The organism is Neobacillus sp. GCM10023253 (genome assembly GCF_042653105.1).
GTDB classification, from domain to species: Bacteria; Bacillota; Bacilli; order Bacillales; family Cytobacillaceae; genus Neobacillus; species Neobacillus citreus.
Genome location: NZ_JBHSHV010000027.1, coordinates 231,478 through 247,520 on the forward strand (window position 1 = coordinate 231,478; position 16,043 = coordinate 247,520).

Below are 16,043 nucleotides of genomic sequence, written 5' to 3' on the forward strand. Positions count from 1 at the left end.
ATCCGGAATCGATAAGCCGATTTCGGATTGTTATTTTTTAAAAAAGGAGGGAAGACGTCAATGCTGATCTTTAAATTAGTGACAATCGCGGTTTTGATTATCCTGACGGGATTTTTTGTGGCGGTGGAGTTTGCGATTGTCAAGGTACGGCCGTCGCGGCTTGATGAATTAGTGCTCGCCGGGAAGAAGGGGGCGTTGCCGGCAAAGCAGGTCGTCAGCAAGCTCGATGAATTCCTCTCGGCCTGTCAGCTCGGCATTACCGTTACGGCGCTAGGACTCGGGTGGTTAGGGGAGCCGACCGTTGAAAAATTGCTGCATCCATTGTTCAGCGTCTTGCATTTAAATGAATCTGTTTCTCATTTTCTAGCCTTTGTGCTAGCCTTCGTTTTGGTTACCTTTCTGCATGTTGTGGTCGGGGAACTGGCGCCAAAGACCGTGGCGATCCAAAAGGCGGAGGCGATTGCGCTGCTGTTTGCCCGGCCGATGATCTGGTTCAACAAACTCATGCATCCATTTATTTGGGCATTGAACAGCTCGGCACGTGCACTGGTCGGCCTGTTCGGTTTCAAGCCTGCAACGGAGCAGGAACTGGCCCACTCGGAGGAAGAGTTGCGCCTGCTGCTAGCGGAAAGCTTGGAGCAGGGCGAGATTAATCAGAATGAATATCAATATGTCAGCAATATTTTTGAATTTGATGAGCGGACCGCCAAGGAAATTATGGTGCCGCGGCTGGATATGAGCTGCATCTCGGTCGATGAGCCCGTTCAGGAGGTGCTCCAAAAGTTGAAGGAGGAGGGGTATACCCGCTATCCCGTTGTCGAAGGCGATAAGGACCATATAATCGGGGTGCTGAACGTAAAAAGGTTTTTAACAGCGAGATTGATGAATAAAGGTCTCTATGAAAATTGGAAAATTAAATCGTACATCCAGCCGGTGATTACGGTGATAGAGACGATCCCGATTCATGATTTGCTGGTCAAAATGCAGATGGAACGAATTCATATGGCGATTTTGCACGATGAATATGGCGGCACCTCGGGGCTGGTGACGGTTGAGGATATCATTGAGGAAATTGTCGGTGAGGTGCGGGATGAGTTTGATGCCGATGAAGTCGCGGACATTCGGCGGGTAGCGGAAAACCACTATATAATTGATGCCAAAGTTCCAATTGACGTGGTCAATCACCTCCTCGACACAAGTTTAGCAGCCGAAGACGTCCACACCATCGGCGGCTGGTTCCTCACCCAACACAACGCACCCCAACTCGGAACCGGCGCCACCCTCGAAACCCAAGGCTGGCTCTTCAAAATTAATGAAGCAAACGGATCCCACATAATGTATCTGGATGTCCAAAAGTGAGGCATGGGGACGGTTCTCATGCCTCACTTTTTAATGCAAGAGGGCTTCTAAAAAACAAAATGAAGTGGAATTGGGGTGAAAATGTCTTTAATAAGGCCTTTAAAAGACAAAATGGTGTGAAATTGAGGGAGAAATATCTTTGATAGCACTTCTAAAAGACAAAACAGCCCGGATTTGAGCTAAATTGTCTTTAATCCGGGTTGCCTACGATGGTTGCCTTTTTGGAGTAGCGGGGCACACAATGTCTAAGGTTCAGTAAACTCTAATGTTTCTCCATAATCTCCATATCATGCTGGAATGTTTCGAACATCACCTGCTTATTGCCGTATAGCAGAATTTGATCGGCTTCATGGAGCGGACTATCATAGACCTTCTTTCGAATGACAGTATCACCGCGCTTGATGAACATGACTTCAAGGTCGAGGGCATCGATGTTAGGAAGGACCTGCCGGATGGTACAGTTAGCAAGCTGGGAATCTTGGTAAATGGTAAGAAAAAGCATCGTGTCTTGATGGTTTTTTAAAAATACTTCCCTTATCGGCAGATCGGCGAGCTCGATGTTTTGTTTCATTTTTCGATTAAAAAGATTGGATAAGTGCTTTTGAACGTGGCGTTGCCTTAGGATGCCAAAAACAATTAGGACTGACGCAGCACTAAGAAGAATCTCCTTTGTTCTCAGTCCGTTGGAAAGGAATTCGCTGATGGAAGAGATAATCACGGCCAGGGAAAAGGCGCCAAACAGGATGAGAAAGGTGGCGAGCTTGCGGCGAATCGGATGCCCTGAGATTAACTCCGATTCTTTAGTCGTGAACCCTGTCCCCGTCATCATCGAAATCACCTGAAACCTCGATATCTCCACCTTTAACCCTGTCAAACGAAACAAAATCACAAAAATTTCAATCACGGTTAGAATGATTACGAAATAAATGAATAGAAAAACAGCTATCATGGTCACCTCCAGTTAAGACAGAAGAATGAGACAAGGGGCGCTTCCCTTGTCTCATTTTTTAATAAGCCTCGAATTTGGTTTTAATGGTCTACTAATGAAAGTTCGATGGTACTTGTGAACGATTTCGCTGTTTCTTCCCCAAAAATGAGGCAGGAGAACCGTCCCCATGCATCACTCTAAAAATGAGGCAAAAGAAAAAGAACCGTCCCCATGCATCACTGCATTTTTTCGTTGTAGAATTGGACGGCGTAGGTGGCGCCTTCGTCTACCATTTTGTTGTCTTCGATGTCGTGCGGGTGGGGGTGGCCGCCTTTATGGATTGGGAGTTGTTCCGCTTTTTCAAAGACTGTCGGCATCACTTTTCGCTTCATGTCTCTTAGAAAGCTTTCCGCTTTGAGGCGGTTCGGTTTATTTGATAGCCACATCGCAGCCGCTGAGGCTCCAGCTCCTACTCCTACTGCCACTATCGATCCTATACCTACAACTCGTTTCATATTAAAAGCCTCCTTATCGATTTTCTATATGCATACCCCAAGCTCCCTCACATGAAACGTGTTTGGGGCGGCTAATTTTTGGGGAGAAAAAGAAAATAGGAGTTTTTGAGAAGGGAGCGAGTAGTTTGGAGACTTACTTTGGCAAACAGAATTGGAAATGGGTGTCGCTGCACCAAATGGAGCTGGAGAATATCAATCCGCCGCTTCCTCAAGATCCTGCCTCGGATGCCTGGCTTGAACATGCCCGTAAAAATCAAACCAACTATGTTAAGGTCGGCAGTCTTGAAAACGGAGAAAAGGTATTGAAAGGATCGCTGATTTATCAACAAAATTTTAGTGAGGAATGGGACTTTAAAATCTTTCATTTTTATTTGAAAAAGGACCTGCTGGTAACGGTCGGTCTGGAATTGCCGGGGGATGAGCAGGAAGAAATACAACAGCAGCTGGGCAGTGCGGAAAACGCCGTGGACGGCTTTTTATTTTTCCTCGGGGAAATTGTCAATGGATTGCTCGTGGAGATCGATAAGTTTGAATTGGCGCTGAAAACGTTGATTTGGGGTGTTCGAAAACGAAATGAGACGAAGATTCTCGAGCTGCTCTACACTCGCCGGCATGAATTATTAGTGGCGAAGAACGTGTTAATTCCAATCAAAGAACTGCGGATGGCGATTGAAGAGATCAATCTTCATGGCAACAGCGAGGTATATAAGAGCACCTGCAGGCGGATTGAGCGGGCGATGGCGCTGCTTGGCGAATATGAGCACGAGCTCGATGCGATGATCAACCTAGAGGAGGTCATTTCCTCGCATCGCGGCAATGAAATTATGAAAACATTGACAGTGATGACAACCATTTTTACGCCGGTGATGGCCTTCGGGGCGTTATGGGGGATGAATTTCAAGCACATGCCGGAGCTCGAGTGGCGTTTTGGCTATATTTTTTCGCTCTTGTTGATTGTGGTATCGACCGCCCTATTATATGGCTATTTGAAAATGAAGGGCTGGACAGGGGACTTGTTGAAAGGGAAAAAGAGAGGATCGTTTTTTAAATAAGACACGTCCTTAGGGCGTGTTTTTTTGTGCGGATATCCCACTTTTTATCTAGGCCATCCGCTCGATTCGGGCCTTTAGCATATTTTGGTATAATACTAGAAAAAATTTTTTCAAAAAAATAGGTTTCAGATATAAACAACGTGGGTATATACCCTATAAATCATGTAGAGGTGAGGATGGATGAATTTAACGATAGACAAGCAGCAAAATGAGAATGAAGTAGTAGTTAAAGTGTCAGGGGAAATTGATGCGTTTACGGCACCGAAGCTTAGGGAGGAATTAGCGGCACTTGTGGATGGAAAAAATAAGGTGATTACCATCGGTTTAAAGGACGTATCGTATTTGGACAGTACAGGCTTAGGAGTGTTTGTCGGCTTGTTCAAGCAATTGAAAAATAATGACGGCGAGCTAAGGCTGATTGAAATGTCAGAGCGGCTGAAGCGGCTGTTTCAAATTACAGGATTGAGTCATGTTATGGAAATTAAAGGATAGGGGAAGAACGATATGATGGATTATATTGAAATGAAAATTCCGGCCAAGCCGGAGTATGTGGGTGTCATGCGTTTGACGTTATCGGGAATTGCGAGCCGGATGGGGTATACATACGAGGAAATTGAGGATTTAAAAATTGCCTTAAGCGAGGCGGTTACAAATGCGGTCCAGCATGCGTACACCAAGGATGAGGGCGGAGAAGTGATTGTCGGCTTTGGCATTTACGAGGACAAGTTGGAAATGGCTGTAGCCGACAGCGGCAAGAGTTTTGATTTTATTCAGGCAAAAAATGAATTGGGTCCTTACACCGAATCAAGTACTGTGGAGCAATTGACAGAGGGAGGGTTAGGACTATTTTTAATAGAAACGCTGATGGATGAAGTCCGAGTGTTGAACAATTCCGGAGTGACGGTCTTCATGGCGAAGTATCTGGGCGGGGAGCGTGAAAATCATGACACAGCCATCGCAAACCATGAAACGAACTAAGGAAGAAATCGAAGCGTTAATTGCCGAATTCCAAAAAAATGAAAGTCCAGAAGCCCAGAACATCTTAGTCGAGCATTACACGGCTTTGGTCGCAAGCATTGCGCAGAAATATTCAAAAGGGAAAAGCTTCCACGAGGACATCATGCAGGTGGCGATGATTGGGCTGTTATCGGCAATCAGAAGATTCGACCCAAGCATTGGCCGGCCGTTTGAGTCCTTTTTGATCCCGACCGTGATTGGGGAAATTAAGCGGTTTTTACGGGATAAAACCTGGAGTGTCCATGTGCCGCGTCGGGTCAAGGATGTTTGGCCGAAGCTAAAAAACGTGGTGGACGAGCTAACCAACCAGTATCAGCGGTCACCGAAGGTTCATGAAATTGCCGAGTATCTGGAGATTTCCGAGGAGGAAGTGCTGGAGGCGATGGAAATGGGCAAGAGCTATCAGGCTACATCTGTCGACCAATCAATTGAAGCAGGCTCGGACGGCAGCACCGTGACGGTATTGGATATTGTCGGCGCCCCCGATGAAGGCTTTAAAAAAGTCGACCAGAAGCTGTTGCTCGAAGACGCGCTCCAAGTACTGTCAGAGCGCGAAAAGCTGATCATCCATTGCACGTTTATCGAAAACAAAAGCCAGCGGGAAACCGGAGAATTTCTGGGAATCTCACAAATGCACGTTTCCCGGCTGCAGAAGAAGGCGCTTAAAAAATTGCGGAGAGCACTGGGGAGTCAGGCACCTGATGAGGTGGCGCGGTAAAGAACTGGGGTTAGCAGCCGTTTGAGGTGGTGCGGTAAAGAACTAGGGCTAGTTGCCGAATGAGGCGGTGGTTGGGTAAAAAAACTGTGGCTAACTGCCGAAGAGGTGGCGCGTGATCGACCCAGGGTCAGCCTCTCCGATAAGGAATAAGGGTAATCGCCGCGAGACAGGACCTCGATGCACGCTGAAAAAAGCATCAAAAGATTGGGGGGAGCAGCTATGAATATAGTAATTGTCGACGATAATCGCACAAACCTGATGATTATAGAAAAAATCCTGCAGAAGGCGGGTTACGATAAATTGGTGCTGTTGACATCAGCCCGGCAAGTTTATGACTATTTGCAGCTGGAGGCGGATAGACCGCAAGAGGTTCTGGTGGATTTAATTCTGATGGATTTGATGATGCCGGAAATCGACGGAATCGAGGCGTGCCGGACGATTCTCGCCAACGAGCGTTTCCACGACCTGCCGATTATTTTTGTCTCGGCTATGGGTGATTCCTATAAAATGGCCGAAGCAATGGATGCCGGAGCGCTCGATTATGTCATGAAGCCCATCAACAAGGTTGAACTGCTGGCGCGAATTCGCTCGGTGCTGCGGCTAAAGCATGAGAAGAATTTGCGCAAGGAACGAGATAAGCGGATTCAATTTGAGCTGGATCTGGCCAAGCAGGTCCAGCGCAGTGTGCTGGGCAGTCCGCTTGTGAACGAAGATGTGACGATTTCTGCCGTTTATAGGCCTTCCTTTGAACTGGCCGGCGACCTGTACGCCTGGTACCAAATCAGCCCCCATCGCTATGGGGTTATTTTGCTTGATATGATGGGGCACGGGATATCCTCATCACTTGTCTGTATGTACATATATTCTGCATTAAAGGACGCGATTACAGGAATGGGCGATCCGGATGCCGTGATGCAGGAGCTGAATCGACGCATGAATCAGCTGCATATGCCTGAAAGTCTGATAAACTATTATTTCACTGCGATTTATTTTGTGCTGGATACGGAAAAACAGACCATCGAGTATGTGAATGCGGGGCATCCGGCAGGGCTTGCGCTGATTGATGGGGAAGTGCAGCAGCTTGACCAAGGTTCTTCTGCAATTGGTTTTTTTGAAAAAATAGAGGTAACCAAGGGTGTGATTTCTTATAAGGAAAGTGCTCGGATCCTGCTGTTTACCGACGGGTTGTCGGAATGGCTGGAGGAGGAATACGAGGATGCATGGGAAAAGCTAATCAGCGGTTTACAGCAGAACGACAATCCGGAGCGCCTGCTCGAGCAGCTGCTGCCGGGCGCGGAGCCGCTGAAGGACCAGAAGGATGACTTGTGCCTGGTGATGATTTCGGCGAATAATTAGATGGACGGGCAAAATGAGAGGGTGCCGGCTGAGAGCTGACACCCCTATCGGACGTTGGTATGGGTTATGGGCGAAAGTAATAACACTTTATCCGACATGTAATGCGCGCTATCGCAAGTAAGAAACGTTTATCCGCAAGTTGCAACTGCTTATCCGCAAGTTGGAACTTCATACGCAAGTAGCCAAACGTTATCCGCAAGTAAGACGGCCCTATCCGCAATTAGGCCGTCCGTATGCGCAAGTAGCCATCACTTATCCGCAAGTTGAAACATCGTGTGCCAGTAACCAACCCTTATCCGCCAGCTACGACGCCAAATACGCCCTCAGCATCCACCCATGCTTCTCCAACGAAGCGCGAATCTCCGTGAACAAGTCGGCGGTTGGCTCGTCTTCGTGCTCCTCGGCCATTGTAATGCCTTCGCTAAGCTCTCTGCAAATGGTGTTCACATCATCAACCAGTGTCTGAACCATGTCGTTTGCGGATTCTTCGCCAAGTGCTTCATCAAGCGACGAAAGCTTTAAAGTTTCTTCGAGTGTGGATGCCGGCGCCGCACCCAGGGCCAGCATCCGCTCAGCGATGGTGTCGACATGCAGTGCCGCCTCGTTGTACAATTCTTCAAATTTTACATGCAGCGTGAAGAAATTTTCCCCTTTTACGTACCAGTGGTAATGATGCAATTTCATATACAGGACCGAGAAATTGGCCACTTGCTTGTTCATCGTATTGGTTAAACGTGTGCTTTTATCCTTTGCTTTCATTCTAGTATTTGTCATTCTAATAACCTCCCATTTCATGGTGATACTTAGTAAATACCCGTCACTCAGGCGCATGAAACAATAAATGTTTAAAAGGGTCTATCGTCCCGTCTGACTCTCGGGACCTGCGACTCATTGGGCGAATGTAATAGAAACGATATGATAGTTTTAAGAAAAAAACACAGGGGGGGTGACGCAATGAAAGGCGTCCATTACAGCATTCATGCAAAAATTATCACAGGCTATTTCGCAATCCTGATTTGCCTTGTGCTGTCCCTGCTCGTTGTGGTGAACCGGATGACCGCACTGCAGGATGAAATAAAATTCATTTCGCAGCACGACATTGAGGTCCATGACCTGGCAAATCAGATTCAAAAAAATGTCCTCGATATGGAAACTGGAATCCGCGGCTACGCGTTAACCGGACAGGAGGAGTATCTCGAGCCATACCACGAAGGGAATCGCAGCTGGCTAGACAACTACAACAAGCTCCATTCCTTGCTTGCTGATAACAGCAGTCAGCAGCAAAACCTCGAAGACATCAAGCCGGTGATTGAAAAATGGATCATGAATACTGGTGAATTTACCATCAATCAGAAAAAGGCAGGGAACGAAACAGCACTGTCTAAGAATTTTGCAGAACAAACTGGGAAAAAGGTGACCGACCAGATCCGCACCCAGATGGATTCCTTTTTGGAAAAGGAAAAGGAGATGACGTCAAAACGGACAGATGAGCTCCTTCAGAACAATAACAATTTAAAAATCATCCTATATGGGATTATTATTTTTGTAACCTTCTTAACCATCCTAACGGCGCTTTTCTTGTCAAACTCGATTGTCAACACGATCAAACAAGTCGTAAAAACGATCCAGAGCATCACCGACTCGAAGGTTGACTTGACGACACGGATCAGCGTGAAAGCGAAGGACGAGACGCGTGAGCTTGCCGAGGCCATGAACTGCCTGCTCGGCAGCCTCGAAAGACAGCAATGGGTGCAAAAAAGTCTCACAGATATTTCTATACTGTATCAGGGAATTACCGATATTAATGAGCTGGCGCAGCGGGTCATCAACAAGCTGGCACCACTATTTGAAGCCTGTTACGGCGTGGTCTATCTGCGCCGGGAACAGGGCGGCGAGGTCGACTTCGTCAAGGTGGCAGGCTATGCTGTCTCCGATGAGGTCGACGTTAAGGCCAGCTTCCGCTTTGGTGAAGGGCTCGTCGGCCAGGCGGCACTCGACCAGCGTATTTTTCTAATCGACCGTTTGCCGGAAGAGCATATGAAAGTGACCAGCGGCCTCGGGGCGTCGTCACCAAGAAATTTATTGGTGGCGCCGATTATCTATCAGGGCCGGGTCGAAGCTGTTGTCGAGTTTGCGGCACTACAGCCGTTCCTTTCGCAGCACCTAACATTGCTCGACCTCCTGCAGGATAAATTCGGCTCCTCCATTACCAATGTGCTCGGACGGATGGAGGTTGAACGGCTGCTTGCAGAATCACAGGTCATGACTGAGGAGCTCCAAGCTCAATCCGAAGAGCTGCAAGCCCAGTCCGAGGAATTGCAAATGCAGCAAGAGCAGCTGAAGCACACGAACGAATATTTAGAAGAGCAAAATCGGTTAGCCGAAGAGCGGGCGCTTGAGCTGAAAAAAGCGAAGGATGAGCTCGAGGAGTATTCACTCCAGCTGCAGCAAAGCTCGCAGTACAAATCCGACTTTTTAGCAAATATGTCACATGAACTACGGACGCCGCTGAACAGTATTTTGATTCTGTCACAAATGCTGATGGAAAATGGCGGCATGGACCAAGACGAGGTTGAGGAATACGCCCGCGTCGTCAACACTGCTGGCGGTGATTTGTTACGGCTTATTGATGATATCCTCGATTTATCAAAAATTGAGGCAGGGAAAATTGAAATCCTGACAGACGAGGTCAACGTAACCGAGCTGCCGCAAACATTAAAGCGCCTGTTTGATCCGGTTGCAGCCAAAAAGAATGTAACGTTTGAGGTCCTGACAGACGCGAACGTGCCGCCGGTGATTTCGACAGACGGCCAGCGCTTACAGCAAATTTTAAAAAATCTGCTATCAAATGCGTTTAAATTTACGGAACAGGGTTCAGTCACCGTCCAGATTGCCGTATCGCCTCCGGAAAAAGCGGAGCAGCTGCGTTGCGGGGGTCCGGTTCTGGCCATATCGGTAGCCGATACAGGAATCGGCATCCCGGATGATAAACAGCAAATTATTTTTGAAGCGTTTCAGCAGGTGGACGGGACGACGAACCGTCAATATGGCGGCACCGGACTTGGCTTATCGATTTGCCGGGAATTTACCCGCCTGCTTGGCGGCGTCATCGAGGTCGAGAGCGAGATCGGGAAGGGAAGTACGTTTACCCTATATATTCCGAGCCAGCTGGAGCCGGAGCCGGTGGTGTTCACGGCACTGGAAGAAGTGGCGCCAACCCGTGAGGCCGAGATGCCGAGGGGGCTGCTTCCGGAAGAGCCAGTTCAGGACGCCGATATCATTGAGGCAGAGCACTGTACCGATGACGAGCTGTTTCATGAAAAAAAGGTCCTTCTTGTTGAGGATGATGGCCGCAATATTTATGCGTTGGTTACGGCCCTTGAGCGCAAGGGGATTAACGTACAAGTGGCGAAAAACGGAAAACAAGCGATCGAAAGATTACGTGAGCAAGCCGATTTTGACCTGATTTTTATGGATATCATGATGCCGGTGATGGGCGGCTACGAGGCGATGAAAATAATTCGGAACGAGCTTGGGCTGTACAGCCTGCCAATCATTGCCTTGACCGCCAAGGCGATGAAGGGCGAGCGCGACAAGTGCATGGAAGCGGGGGCGTCCGATTATATCATGAAGCCATTGAATATAGAGCAGCTATTCTCATTGATGCGGGTTTGGCTGACAGAGCAGGTGAATCCAGATGAGTAACAAAACGAGCATATCGCCGAGCGATACGCGTGATACACCATTACCAGAGACCGAACCATTTGCCTTAACAGAGGTACAGGAGGTTGAGCTGAATTTGCTGCTCGAGGGGCTGTATCAAATGTATGGTTACGATTTTCGCGGTTATGTCCGGGCCTCGTTGACGAGGAGGATTATGAACCGGATGAAGGCAGAAGGACTGCCGACGATTACGGCCTTATTGGAAAAAGTCCTCCACAAACCTGGCTTTTTGGAGCGGCTTTTGAATGATCTGTCAATCCGGATGACGGAAATGTACCGCGATCCCAGCTTCTTTGCGGCGTTTCGCGAGCAAGTGGTCCCGCTCTTGCGGGAGCTTCCTGAAATCCGGATTTGGCATGCCGGCTGTGCAACCGGGGAAGAGGTTTATTCGATGGCCATCCTCCTGCATGAAGAGGGGCTTGCGAAAAAAACGGAAATCTACGCAACTGATATGAATGAAAAAGCGCTTCAGGCTGCCCAGAAAGGGGCCTTCCCGCTTAAAAAAATGCAGCAATATACGAAAAATTACCTGAAAGCGGGCGGGCGCAAGGCATTTTCGGAATACTATACGACCGACCACCAGTATGCTTATTTTAAACCGCTGTTGGGAGATAACCTGATTTTTGCCCAGCATAACTTGGTGACGGATGGATCCTTCAATGAGTTCCATGTGATTCTCTGCCGGAACGTGATGATTTATTTTAACAATAACCTACAGCAGCAGGTCCACCGTCTCTTTTACGGCAGTTTGGCGAGCGGCGGCTTTATCGGGCTCGGCAGCAAGGAGTCGATTCTGTTTTTGCCAAAAGGCTTGCATTATGAAGAATTCAATGCCCAGGAACGAATTTATCGAAAAGGTAATGGGGCAGGGTGAAATGAAAAAAGAGACTGTCCAGCGGTGACAGTCTCTTTTTTCTTACTATATTAATGAGAATGTTTGGCGCTTCTTAGAATCAGACTGAGGATAAAGACCAGAGCCGCTGCGCCTATTAGGGCCGGAAAGACGTAGAAGCCGCCAATTACCGGTCCCCAGCTCCCCAACAGAAACGATCCAAGCCAAGCACCGATAAAACCGGCAATAATATTACCGATAATGCCTCCCGGTACATCACGCCCAAGAATCAGTCCGGCCAGCCAGCCAATGACGCCTCCAATAATTAATGACCAAATAAATCCCATAAATAATCTCCCCTTTCAATTGGATATAGACTAAATACCCGTTTGTAATGAAAATGAAACCATTTAGTGAACATGGGGACGGTTCTCGTGCCTTACAAAGTGAGGCACAAGAACCGTCCCCATGCCTCTTTCCCATGCCTCTTTTACACTTTTTCTGAATGATTTCTTCCTATATGTAGGGCTCGCCAACAGATCTTTAATTCTTCCGTCAGTTCTTGAAACCGCGACTCATCCCGGTTATCGAGGCAACTGTCTATCTCACGGGTTAACAGGCTGATTTTTGAGATGAGTTCGGCCTTGCGTTTTTGTTCCTTTCGAAAAAGCTGCTCCCACTTGGCATCCCTTTCAGTGTGATAATCACTAAACTTCTTTAAACGCATCCCGCATTTGCACAGCGTCTCATTTACACTTAAAACGTAAAATTCCTTGTTCCCACAATACCTACATGATAATTTCTTCATCTAAACCACCTCCGCTTCCTATATACCCATGCTTTGAATCGGAGTAACCTGCTTCCAAAAAATTTTGATGCACGGGGACGGTTCTCTTGCCTCACTTTGTGATGCATTAGAACCGTCCCCATGCATCATTTCAAAAAAATCCGAAAAAAATAGGTTTCAATTTTCAACGGAGCGGTTATATAACCTGTACAACGTTAAAAGGAGGAATGGAACATGAATACAATTAAAGTAGTAGAAAATGGTGTGCAAGCGAAAAGGGAAATTGAGGATTTAATGATGCAGGGCTATTCCAAGGATGAAATTTATTTACTGGCCCATGATAAGACTCGATTTCAGGATTTAACTGACTCTCTGGATATTAATGAGATTGGCGTCAAGGAGCAAGGCGTCATTGAATCTTTTGCCAACGTGTTTCGAAAGCGGGGAGATGAACTGCGCGCCAAGCTGGAGTCATTAGGGATGTCGCCGCTTGAGGCGGAGCGCTATGAAGAAGAATTGGACCGAGGAAAAGTCGTCGTCGTCGCGGGAAAATCAGCTTAAGGGGTTAAAGGAAAAGAGCTGCCGCCCTCATCAATAGGGCGACGGCTCACTAAATAATCGGGAAGGGAGAATCTTTTATGAAAACTTCATCAATAAAATTTGAAAAATTAATGGGAGAACGCACCAGAGCAAGACGCAAAAGTCGGGCAAGGCTTCACTTGGAGCAATTTTTCGAGGAGCCCATCCTTCATCGAGAAATTCATGGAGAAAGGGTGTATGTACCACTAAGATTACAGCAGATATGGAATGAGGTGTAAATTGGTCTTCCTTAAATTACCTGCCTAAACACGTTTAACCGGTTCAATCGTGCTTAGGCAGGTAATTTATTATGGGCAAAAGTCTCCTCTCTAAGTAACCCCTAAATAAAGGAAATAAGTTGGAGGGTATGGTAGAATAGGGATTGTGTGAAAAGGAGGCGAAATAGATGGATGATTTTGGGCAAATTGCGTTAGTCAGCATTCTGTCTCATTTGGTGTGTATTGCGGTTTCCTGGTGGGCCCTGCAAGCGATTCGCCTGGATAAACTGCTTAAGCCTAACCATGTATTTCAAGCACGTTTATTGTACATATTATTGGCAATTTTCATTGGATCATCAGTTAGTAACTTTTTCCTTGATTACCTGCAATGGTCGAGACAACTACCGTTAATCTTTCAATAAAACATTAATTGGAAAAAAATTAAAGGTTCCAAAATGGTTATAGATTGAGTACAATCAAATTTATGTGGAAAAATAACCTGAAGCTTGTCAGACGTTTTACCACCTATAGATAAAAAACGGGATTTTGTCTAAAAGTGACGAGAATTCCCAAGTATGCTCTCTCTCTCCTTGGAAACAATGGTATTAAGGGGGAGACGAGAGAATGAACAGAAATAGAGTCACTTATATATGCCTGATTATATGTTTTAGTATTATTCTGGTTGTGATGGGGAACCGAACCACTGAGGCAAATGGCGGCCTAGCATCACTTTTTAAGGGAGAAACGAGCGTCGGCGAAACCGTATCCCAGAAACAAGGCGAGACGCGCGTCCGGGAGGTATTTTTCCAAGAAGAAAAGGATCTTGGAAAAATGGCAGCTATTTTTCAGGCCCAAGATATTATGCTTCAGGATTGGTCTATTTATGCAAGGGAGCAGGCGGCTGGTATTGACGTGAAGGAATACGCGAATGTTTTACGGAAGAAGTTTCCCGACTGGCGTTGGACGGAGAGGACAACAGGCGAGGCGTGGGAAATGACGGCAGTATCCACAGCATCTAACCACCACACGGAAAAGCTACAATTCTTGGCAACCCGCACAAAACAACCTACGACTGCGTATATAGTATATAGTGTAAGGGGCAATGAGTGGAACGAGGCCTCTAAATCCTTTATCATGAGCGGTCAATTTGGAAATAGGCTAAATGACATATTTCGTGGTAAACCAACAGTTTTTTCTTGTATGAAAGGCGTTGTGAGTGATAAGATTGATAAGGCTTTAGAAAAAACGGCGAGTAAACTGATGTCGGGCTTTCAAGCTAAAGAGATCGAGGCGTTAAAAGAGGAGAATTTCATGTCTGTTTCGGCCAAGTCGCCGATGTTCTCAGACGATATTGACTTGAAAAATAATAACATGAATTTGCAAATTGGCTTACGCTCCGAAGGATTGGGCGGTCCGACTACGGTTGTAGTAGGAACCCCTATCATTACGATTGAATATTAATATAGAGAAAATGGACGCGGAGGGGAATACTCTTGGAAAAGATCATCGTCCGCGGCGGACAAAGGCTATACGGAACGGTTAAAGTTGAAGGAGCAAAAAATGCCGTTCTGCCTGTTATCGCTGCAACATTATTAGCAAGTGATGGAAAAAGTGTGATACGTGATGTACCGACACTCTCCGATGTATTTACAATTAATGAAGTGCTACGTAACCTAAACGCTGAAGTGGCTTTCGATAATAATACCGTTGTTGTTGATGCATCTAGAGTGTTAAAAGAGGAAGCGCCTTTTGAGTATGTTCGCAAAATGCGCGCGTCTGTGCTTGTCATGGGATCACTTCTTGCACGTAATGGCCGTGCCCGGGTGGCTTTGCCTGGCGGTTGTGCGATTGGATCCCGGCCGATTGACCAGCATTTGAAGGGTTTTGAAGCCATGGGTGCGAAGGTCAAGGTGGGCAATGGCTTTATCGAGGCGGAGGTTGAAGGCCGTCTGCATGGAGCAAAGGTTTATTTAGATTTCCCAAGTGTTGGCGCTACTGAAAACATTATGATGGCGGCAACGTTGGCTGTAGGTACAACTACAATTGAAAATGCCGCAAAAGAACCAGAAATCGTTGATTTAGCTAACTTTTTAAATAAAATGGGTGCGCGCGTGAAGGGTGCCGGCACTGGTACGCTTCGCATCGAGGGTGTCGATGTGTTGTTTGGCGCGGACCACAATATTATTCCGGACCGGATCGAGGCAGGCACGTTCATGACGGCGGCTGCGATTACGGGCGGAAATGTGCTTGTAAAGGGTGCAGTTCCGGAACATCTTTCTTCATTGATTGCGAAAATGGAGGAGATGGGTGTGACGATTATTGAGGAAGAGGATGGCGTTCGCGTCATCGGGCCTGAGCGCTTGAAGGCGGTCGACATCAAAACCATGCCGCATCCAGGCTTCCCGACTGATATGCAGTCACAGATGATGGCTTTGCTGCTTTGTGCAGATGGCACGTCAATGATTACGGAAACTGTGTTTGAAAATCGTTTTATGCATGTTGAGGAATTCCGCCGCATGAATGCCGATGTAAAAATTGAAGGTCGTTCTGTGATTTTAAATGGTCCTTCTAACTTACAAGGCGCCGAAGTGGCGGCAACAGACCTTCGTGCTGCAGCTGCACTGATTTTAACCGGGCTGGTTGCTGAAGGTGTAACACGCGTAACTGAATTGAAGCATTTGGACCGCGGCTACGTGAATTTCCACGAAAAGCTTGCCGGCTTAGGTGCTGACATCGAGCGTGTGAAGGAAGCAGATGAAACCTTTATCGAACTTGGAAAATATGTTACGGATCTAAATGCCTAAGGGGCGTGCAAAGTTCCATTTTAAAATTGGACTAAATGCCGCGGGTGTTTAGTTCTATACTCAGCTTAAATCCTATTTTAAGGGTACAACTGAACACAACCAAAGCAACGGGGCCTGGAATAACGGGTCCTGTTTTTTTGTGTCTGTTTAGGGGG

Annotated in this window: 18 protein-coding genes; 13 read left to right on the plus strand and 5 right to left on the minus strand. The window is 47.0% G+C overall.

Features of this window, described 5'->3' with window-relative positions; translation table 11 throughout:
* Positions 1–60: 60 nt before the first annotated feature.
* Positions 61–1,359 (plus strand): hemolysin family protein, encoded by a 1,299-nt coding sequence (locus tag ACFPA1_RS24660; protein ID WP_378586649.1) that lies wholly within the window; start codon positions 61–63, stop codon positions 1,357–1,359.
* Between the two features lie 262 nt (positions 1,360–1,621).
* On the opposite strand, the gene ACFPA1_RS24665 is transcribed toward ACFPA1_RS24660, so the two are convergent.
* Together ACFPA1_RS24665 and ACFPA1_RS24670 are read right to left on the minus strand one after the other, a co-directional pair.
* Positions 1,622–2,308, minus strand: coding sequence for a hypothetical protein (locus ACFPA1_RS24665; RefSeq protein WP_378586652.1), 687 nt, complete (start codon positions 2,306–2,308; stop codon positions 1,622–1,624).
* A gap of 215 nt (positions 2,309–2,523) precedes the next feature.
* Positions 2,524–2,802: a hypothetical protein gene (locus ACFPA1_RS24670; RefSeq protein WP_378586654.1), complete on the minus strand. Its 279-nt coding sequence runs from the start codon at positions 2,800–2,802 to the stop codon at positions 2,524–2,526.
* A gap of 125 nt (positions 2,803–2,927) precedes the next feature.
* On the opposite strand from ACFPA1_RS24670, the gene ACFPA1_RS24675 reads away from it, so the two are divergent.
* The 5 genes from ACFPA1_RS24675 to ACFPA1_RS24695 all read left to right on the plus strand — a co-directional run bounded on the left by ACFPA1_RS24675 (position 2,928) and on the right by ACFPA1_RS24695 (position 6,945).
* Positions 2,928–3,854, plus strand: coding sequence for a magnesium transporter CorA family protein (locus ACFPA1_RS24675; protein WP_378586657.1), 927 nt, complete (start codon positions 2,928–2,930; stop codon positions 3,852–3,854).
* A gap of 180 nt (positions 3,855–4,034) precedes the next feature.
* Entirely contained in the window at positions 4,035–4,346 is a 312-nt protein-coding gene (locus ACFPA1_RS24680) for an anti-sigma factor antagonist (RefSeq protein ID WP_378586659.1), read from the plus strand.
* 12 nt (positions 4,347–4,358) lie between these two features.
* Positions 4,359–4,832 (plus strand): anti-sigma B factor RsbW, encoded by a 474-nt coding sequence (gene rsbW / locus ACFPA1_RS24685; RefSeq protein WP_213147998.1) that lies wholly within the window; start codon positions 4,359–4,361, stop codon positions 4,830–4,832.
* The gene (gene sigB / locus ACFPA1_RS24690; protein ID WP_378586662.1) at positions 4,798–5,589 is read left to right on the plus strand and encodes an RNA polymerase sigma factor SigB; all 792 of its coding nucleotides are present in this window, start codon (positions 4,798–4,800) and stop codon (positions 5,587–5,589) included. Before rsbW ends, sigB begins: the two co-directional genes overlap by 35 nt.
* A 219-nt stretch (positions 5,590–5,808) precedes the next feature.
* Complete coding sequence (locus tag ACFPA1_RS24695; protein ID WP_378586664.1) at positions 5,809–6,945, plus strand: PP2C family protein-serine/threonine phosphatase; 1,137 nt, start codon at positions 5,809–5,811, stop codon at positions 6,943–6,945.
* A 303-nt stretch (positions 6,946–7,248) separates the two neighbouring features.
* On the opposite strand, the gene ACFPA1_RS24700 is transcribed toward ACFPA1_RS24695, so the two are convergent.
* On the minus strand, positions 7,249–7,719 hold the full coding sequence (locus tag ACFPA1_RS24700) for a Dps family protein (protein ID WP_378586667.1): 471 nt from the start codon (positions 7,717–7,719) through the stop codon (positions 7,249–7,251).
* A gap of 117 nt (positions 7,720–7,836) precedes the next feature.
* Here ACFPA1_RS24700 and ACFPA1_RS24705 point away from each other — a divergent pair, with 117 nt between their 5' ends.
* Both ACFPA1_RS24705 and ACFPA1_RS24710 read left to right on the plus strand, forming a co-directional pair.
* Positions 7,837–10,650 carry a CHASE3 domain-containing protein gene (locus tag ACFPA1_RS24705; RefSeq protein WP_378586670.1) on the plus strand — a complete coding sequence of 938 codons (2,814 nt, stop codon included), beginning with the start codon at positions 7,837–7,839 and terminating at the stop codon, positions 10,648–10,650.
* Positions 10,643–11,542: a CheR family methyltransferase gene (locus ACFPA1_RS24710; RefSeq protein ID WP_378586673.1), complete on the plus strand. Its 900-nt coding sequence runs from the start codon at positions 10,643–10,645 to the stop codon at positions 11,540–11,542. The genes ACFPA1_RS24705 and ACFPA1_RS24710 overlap by 8 nt, the downstream gene beginning before the upstream one ends.
* A gap of 50 nt (positions 11,543–11,592) precedes the next feature.
* On the opposite strand, the gene ACFPA1_RS24715 is transcribed toward ACFPA1_RS24710, so the two are convergent.
* Positions 11,593–11,847, minus strand: a complete 255-nt coding sequence (locus ACFPA1_RS24715) for a GlsB/YeaQ/YmgE family stress response membrane protein (protein ID WP_378586676.1) — start codon at positions 11,845–11,847, stop codon at positions 11,593–11,595.
* A 143-nt stretch (positions 11,848–11,990) separates the two neighbouring features.
* Positions 11,991–12,308: an IDEAL domain-containing protein gene (locus ACFPA1_RS24720; protein WP_213148003.1), complete on the minus strand. Its 318-nt coding sequence runs from the start codon at positions 12,306–12,308 to the stop codon at positions 11,991–11,993.
* A 213-nt stretch (positions 12,309–12,521) separates the two neighbouring features.
* Here ACFPA1_RS24720 and ACFPA1_RS24725 point away from each other — a divergent pair, with 213 nt between their 5' ends.
* From ACFPA1_RS24725 to murA, 5 genes are all read left to right on the plus strand, one after another.
* Complete coding sequence (locus tag ACFPA1_RS24725; RefSeq protein ID WP_378586679.1) at positions 12,522–12,848, plus strand: general stress protein; 327 nt, start codon at positions 12,522–12,524, stop codon at positions 12,846–12,848.
* 77 nt (positions 12,849–12,925) lie between these two features.
* On the plus strand, positions 12,926–13,105 hold the full coding sequence (locus tag ACFPA1_RS24730; RefSeq protein ID WP_241113944.1) for a hypothetical protein: 180 nt from the start codon (positions 12,926–12,928) through the stop codon (positions 13,103–13,105).
* 167 nt (positions 13,106–13,272) lie between these two features.
* Positions 13,273–13,506, plus strand: a complete 234-nt coding sequence (locus tag ACFPA1_RS24735) for a DUF1146 family protein (RefSeq protein WP_378586683.1) — start codon at positions 13,273–13,275, stop codon at positions 13,504–13,506.
* Between the two features lie 202 nt (positions 13,507–13,708).
* Positions 13,709–14,545: a YwmB family TATA-box binding protein gene (locus tag ACFPA1_RS24740; RefSeq protein ID WP_378586686.1), complete on the plus strand. Its 837-nt coding sequence runs from the start codon at positions 13,709–13,711 to the stop codon at positions 14,543–14,545.
* 32 nt (positions 14,546–14,577) lie between these two features.
* On the plus strand, positions 14,578–15,888 hold the full coding sequence (murA, locus tag ACFPA1_RS24745; RefSeq protein ID WP_213148007.1) for a UDP-N-acetylglucosamine 1-carboxyvinyltransferase: 1,311 nt from the start codon (positions 14,578–14,580) through the stop codon (positions 15,886–15,888).
* Positions 15,889–16,043: the final 155 nt, after the last annotated feature.